Source organism: Bathymodiolus azoricus thioautotrophic gill symbiont (assembly GCF_001298715.1).
GTDB lineage: Bacteria > Pseudomonadota > Gammaproteobacteria > PS1 > Pseudothioglobaceae > Thiodubiliella.
Genome location: NZ_CDSC02000068.1, coordinates 1 through 3,120 on the forward strand (window position 1 = coordinate 1; position 3,120 = coordinate 3,120).

Annotated in this window: 5 protein-coding genes; 1 reads left to right on the forward strand and 4 read right to left on the reverse strand. The window is 35.6% G+C overall.

All coding sequences use genetic code 11. The features are described 5' to 3' along the window. Positions 1-47: 47 nt before the first annotated feature. Positions 48-875, forward strand: a complete 828-nt coding sequence (locus tag BAZSYMA_RS01330) for an RsiV family protein (protein WP_090714789.1) — start codon at positions 48-50, stop codon at positions 873-875. A 333-nt stretch (positions 876-1,208) separates the two neighbouring features. Here the strand turns inward: BAZSYMA_RS01330 and BAZSYMA_RS09630 are convergent, their stop codons facing one another. The 4 genes from BAZSYMA_RS09630 to hemF form a co-directional block, all read right to left on the reverse strand. After that, on the reverse strand, positions 1,209-1,415 hold the full coding sequence (locus BAZSYMA_RS09630; protein WP_143243050.1) for a transposase: 207 nt from the start codon (positions 1,413-1,415) through the stop codon (positions 1,209-1,211). A gap of 42 nt (positions 1,416-1,457) precedes the next feature. Beyond that, positions 1,458-1,634 (reverse strand): transposase, encoded by a 177-nt coding sequence (locus BAZSYMA_RS09635; RefSeq protein ID WP_143243051.1) that lies wholly within the window; start codon positions 1,632-1,634, stop codon positions 1,458-1,460. A gap of 159 nt (positions 1,635-1,793) precedes the next feature. Beyond that, entirely contained in the window at positions 1,794-2,015 is a 222-nt protein-coding gene (locus tag BAZSYMA_RS01335) for a sulfurtransferase TusA family protein (RefSeq protein ID WP_090714793.1), read from the reverse strand. After that, positions 2,005-2,913: an oxygen-dependent coproporphyrinogen oxidase gene (gene hemF / locus BAZSYMA_RS01340; RefSeq protein ID WP_090714796.1), complete on the reverse strand. Its 909-nt coding sequence runs from the start codon at positions 2,911-2,913 to the stop codon at positions 2,005-2,007. Before hemF ends, BAZSYMA_RS01335 begins: the two co-directional genes overlap by 11 nt. Positions 2,914-3,120 lie beyond the last annotated feature (207 nt).

Consider the following 3,120-nt stretch of genomic DNA (forward strand, 5'->3'; position numbering starts at 1 on the left):
CAGGTAATTTTGAAAAAATATAAAAATTGAAATTAAGATGAAAAATTATGCGTTATACAAAAGCCTCAAATAAATTAAATTTAAAAATTATCATCCCTATATTTGCTGCCACATTGATTGGTACGATTTGGATGTTATTAAGCAAAAATAATATTGGAGAAATAGGGTTAACAGATAATTACCAAGCTAAACAAATTATTTGGCATGATGAAACAAAATATAAGGGCATTTCGATTTCGGTAAACACCACAAAAGATCAGTTCAACGAGGGTAGATCTACGATCCTCGTTGTAACTCCTGTGACACAAAATAAAACTATTAATAAAACCCTTCGACAACTCAGTCAAAAATTTATTGATGAATTTTATAAGGAAGCAAAAAAGCAAGAGAGTAGTTATAAGAAATATGTTGCGGAAACTAATTTAGAAGCAGCAACATTTATCACTAATTATGTTCAACATTTTGATGTTTCTTTTGTATCAGAAGATTACATTGCATTTATATTTAACCAACACACTAATACTGGTGGCAGTGGAAATGATAGCATTTCCTCTAGAATATTCCACAGAGCTAGCGGTAAGGAAATATATTTGTCAGATTTTTTCTCTAATGACACATATTTATCAACATTGTCAGAAATTTCCCGTACAAAATTACATAAAAAATACCCACAAGAAAATAATATATTTATCGAAGATGGTACCACCCCTAAGCAAGAAAACTTTGATAGTGTGGTATTGACTCAAAAAGGTTTATTAATTTCTTTTGACAAATATCAGGTAGCGCCAGGATCAGAAGGCATTGTTAAAATACTTATACCGTTTAAAGATTTATCTGAATTTTTATTACCCAAAATAAAAGAATTGTTTCAATAAAATAAAGGGGTGGCGCCCCTTTTACTATTACAATAGTAGATTCTTAAAATCAAATATCGTTAAAAATTTCGCATCAAAAGTACAAGTTCCGTAATCTTTTGCTACATTGAATATATGACTCAAATGAAGTCCATTTAGTGTCTCAGGATTATATATATGGCAATCAAAACACCCTCTGTCTGTTTCAGGGTGCTCTAAGTCAAACCACTTTGGATTTTGCATATAAGTTTCTAACGAAGTATTCGCCAAGAGACTTGACCACCTATCTCATTTTTCCATGTAGGAGGAAGTATGCCATCGCTCAAAAGAGAATTAATGGATTGCGTCCAAACACTACCCACTAGAAAATAGTTCGCTCAAGTGGGCTCTTGTTAAAAACAAGCGGGTAGTGCTTGGATGCAAACTACACTGACTAACCCAGTGATACCATTTTTGTAGCAAGTGCCTAAAGGTTTGCATATCAGGGGCTTGATAAATTTGCTGGAAGGTCTCACGCATACGCATCGCCTTACATACGCCCTTAATAAAAGCAGGGGACATATCGCAACTAATAGCTTTAACTTGCTCTTTGTTGCCATTTTGTTATTCTAATGTTGCCACAAAATCATGCACAGTTTTGGCGCTCTTACCATCACTAATATGCACCACTGCCTTTTTGTATAAATCAACAAATAGGGTGATATAGTCGTGCCCTTTGGCAACACTGGTTTCATCCAAGCCAAAGGTATCAATACCGCTTAAATCTTGCCTCATCGACATAGATGTCTAAAAGTTTCCAGACTTTGTAAATATTTTACTTACGCTGGGGTTTTATATTATGAAGTTTCCCCAGTAAACTGGATACTAATTTCCAATTCTACCTGCTATTTTTCATGTCAATAATCTTTTTTAGGTTTAGAGTAAAGCCCTCTAAAAAAATTATATTTTTTCCACCATTAGAATAATCTCGTTAGTTTTTTCATCACAAGCAAGCACTTTGTGTCCATGCACCTTGCACCAAGCAGGTATATCGTGCAAGACACCAGGGTCGGTGGCAATTATCTGAATGGTATCGCCTATATCAATTTTCTCAATCACCTCTCCCAGTCGAATGACGGGCATGGGGCAGAGTAATCTTTTAACATCTAAATTAGTTTGCATTAATCCAGTCCTGTGGTTTGAGGTAGTATTCGTATAGTTTGGCTTCTGGGCTGTTTGCTTTTGGCTGGTATTGATATTCCCACGCTACTTTTGGCGGCAAGGACATTAAGATTGACTCAGTGCGCCCACCCGTTTGTAAACCAAACAGTGTGCCACGGTCATACACCAAATTAAACTCCACATAGCGACCACGATGATATAACTGAAATTGTCGCTCTCTCTCACCATATTCACTGTCTTTGCGTTTTTCTACAATGGGTCTGTAAGCCTTAATATAACTATTACCCACGCTTTGCATAAAAGCAAAGCACTGCTCAAAACTACCTTCATTCAAATCATCAAAGAACAAGCCACCAATCCCGCGTTGTTCGTCACGGTGCTTTATATAAAAGTAATCATCACACCATTTTTTATATTTTGGATACACCTCATCACCAAACGGTGTGCAAGCATCTTTAGCATTTTGATGCCAAAAAATACAGTCTTCCTCAAAGCCATAATAAGGAGTTAAATCAAAACCACCACCAAACCACCAAATCGGGTCTTCACCATCTTTTTCTGCTAAGAAAAAACGCACATTGGCATGTGAAGTTGGCACATAAGGGTTGTGCGGATGAATCACTAACGACACCCCTAAAGCAGTGAAACGACGCCCTGCTAGCTCAGGCCTAAGTGCAGTGGCAGAAGCTGGCATATCATCACCATGCACAATCGAGTAATTTACCCCTGCTTGCTCAAATACTTTACCATTCGTGAGTACTCTGGTTAGTCCATTGCCTTTGTTATTAGGCTTTTTCCACTTATCTTTAATAAAGGTCGCCTCAGTATCAACAGCCTCTAATTGTGTGCAAATATCTGCTTGTAATGCTAATAAATAGGTTTTTACTTGATTAATCATAATGTTTATTATACTAAAACTTAGTGAAACTTTATTGTTTAAATTAAAATTATACAAATGTATAATTTATTTATAGTATTATTTGAAGCAATTAATCAGAAGGTAAAAATGCAACAACAAATCACAGAGGGTTTTGACTATTTTTTAGGGACTAACTTATATTAATACCAACATCTTATAAGACAGTCTATTACCACTAAATCCAAA

Bases quoted from the DNA above. Each gene is read 5' to 3' on its own strand.
- hemF (WP_090714796.1), bottom strand. From the start codon at position 2,913: ATGATTAATCAAGTAAAAACCTATTTATTAGCATTACAAGCAGATATT.
- BAZSYMA_RS09630 (WP_143243050.1), bottom strand. From the start codon at position 1,415: ATGTCCCCTGCTTTTATTAAGGGCGTATGTAAGGCGATGCGTATGCGT.
- BAZSYMA_RS01330 (WP_090714789.1), top strand. From the start codon at position 48: ATGCGTTATACAAAAGCCTCAAATAAATTAAATTTAAAAATTATCATC.
- BAZSYMA_RS01335 (WP_090714793.1), bottom strand. From the start codon at position 2,015: ATGCAAACTAATTTAGATGTTAAAAGATTACTCTGCCCCATGCCCGTC.
- BAZSYMA_RS09635 (WP_143243051.1), bottom strand. From the start codon at position 1,634: ATGTCGATGAGGCAAGATTTAAGCGGTATTGATACCTTTGGCTTGGAT.